This window comes from Exilibacterium tricleocarpae (assembly GCF_007004655.1).
Lineage (GTDB): Bacteria > Pseudomonadota > Gammaproteobacteria > Pseudomonadales > Cellvibrionaceae > Exilibacterium > Exilibacterium tricleocarpae.
Genome location: NZ_ML660149.1, coordinates 1 through 1692, shown reverse-complemented (window position 1 = coordinate 1692; position 1692 = coordinate 1). Strand labels below are relative to the sequence as shown.

The following is a 1692-nucleotide window of genomic DNA, read 5'->3' as shown; positions in this document are numbered from 1 at the left end:
ATACTAATGGGCTATTACGCCAGTATTTTCCGAAAGGAACCTACCTTTCAGATTACCCGCAATCGTACCTAAATAAAATTGCCTCTAAGTTAAACAATAGACCAAGAAAAACCTTGGGATATCGATCACCAGCAGCTATGCTTAACGAGATGTTGCGTTGACCGGTTGAATCCATCTCAATTATTTATCGGGGGGATTACCGTGGCACTCTGGTCATCCTTTAGATAAGCGCAGGTTTTATAAATTTGTTCGCGCTTGTTCAAGATATTCTCGTAGAGAAGTAAGTGCCCATGATCTGAAAATGGATATCGTTGGGCGCTACAGTGGTAAATTAGATCGCGAATATCTGGAAAAAGCAGCTGAGTATTACTCTATTAGTTTTAGTGAAATACTTGAATATACAAAGGTTACTGGCCGGTTTGGTATGTGGTATGGAGTGCCGCCGAGCAGTGAATAATCTAACAATCAAAGGCAGTAAAGCCCTTCGGGCGGGACGTCTGCTACGCAGCCGCCCCTGCTTTGGGCGTTATGTTACTGTAAAAAGGAGATTCAATGCACCGTTTTAAAAAGATAGTTTTTTGTTTTACGCCACTCTTTCTCCCATTTTCGGTAATGGCTGCTGGGTGGACTGGATACGGACAAATCGCCGAATTGAATCAGCAGCCACCTGGAGTGGTAGATATAGTAATTACTGGTAATTTTCCAAACAATCCAACTAGCTGTACTGTGATTGATAAATTTCTATTCGACATTTCATCTGCACGAGATGAACGAACATTTAGCATGCTTTTATCAGCCTTTATGGCTGGTAAGGAAGTTAAACTGTTTGTTACAGATGGTTGTCCAGTTTGGGATACGCCAAAAATAACAGGTATCTATATAAAATAAACATAACCAAAATAGCCAGCGGACAGCTATTCCGCCGCTTCGCGGCTCCATAGCTGCCTCTGCTACCGGCGTTAAATGTCAGAGAAGATGCATACCACATTGAATAAATGGCTCGAAGAGCTAGAAGAAGAAACCGAGATGACTGTCTCAGAAGATATCAACGAGGAGGCGCGATCAAATATGGTTTCTTTTGGCTTCAATGAAGGTTTGCTCAAAGAATGGGGCAAAGAGTCAGTCCAAGAGTTCCTAATTGGCTGCGCTGACCTTTACCAGCGAAAGAGCCGTGATCTGAAAATGGTGTTCTATTCATGGTTTGATGAACAAGCGGGTCAAATTCGAATATCAGCAATCAGTCAGGCTCACAATAAGCTACCGTTTGCCTGCGAGCTGAATTTAACCAATTTGAGCCAGGTGGTAAATGGAATCTACTCCGAGGGCTCAGGTTTGTATACAAAAGGAGCGCTAGATGTTTGGTGCAAAAACATTTAACAAGGCCATTAACTTCGCGCCTATCGGCGCCGGACAGCCTACGCTGCGCTCTGGCTGCCGGTTATGGCGGCGTTATAGATTTTAAAACTTAAGGACATCAACAATGAACAAAAAACACTTTTTAATATTTAGCCTTTTTCTTATTGGGCAAATATCTAGTGTAACCAGTGCCGATACTGTTAGAAATAAGTAAGCGGTCATTCGGTGACGCTATTCCGATTGCTGGTCTCACGCAATACACTGGCCTCTACATCAAAGGAGGCACACATGACCCCAACGACAGAACCAAAGAAGTATCGCACGGCAGAGCAATGG

General features: G+C 43.2%; 3 protein-coding genes and 1 pseudogene. All 4 read left to right on the top strand.

What is annotated here, in order from left to right:
- Positions 1-161: pseudogene (locus FKG94_RS29310) on the top strand (IS30 family transposase); the annotation flags it as partial.
- A 140-nt stretch (positions 162-301) separates the two neighbouring features.
- Positions 302-457: a hypothetical protein gene (locus tag FKG94_RS28915; RefSeq protein WP_179957861.1), complete on the top strand. Its 156-nt coding sequence runs from the start codon at positions 302-304 to the stop codon at positions 455-457.
- Positions 458-552: 95 nt separating this feature from the next.
- Positions 553-888 (top strand): hypothetical protein, encoded by a 336-nt coding sequence (locus FKG94_RS28545; protein WP_142930355.1) that lies wholly within the window; start codon positions 553-555, stop codon positions 886-888.
- 75 nt (positions 889-963) lie between these two features.
- Positions 964-1377: a hypothetical protein gene (locus FKG94_RS28540; RefSeq protein ID WP_142930354.1), complete on the top strand. Its 414-nt coding sequence runs from the start codon at positions 964-966 to the stop codon at positions 1375-1377.
- The last annotated feature ends 315 nt before the right edge of the window (positions 1378-1692 follow it).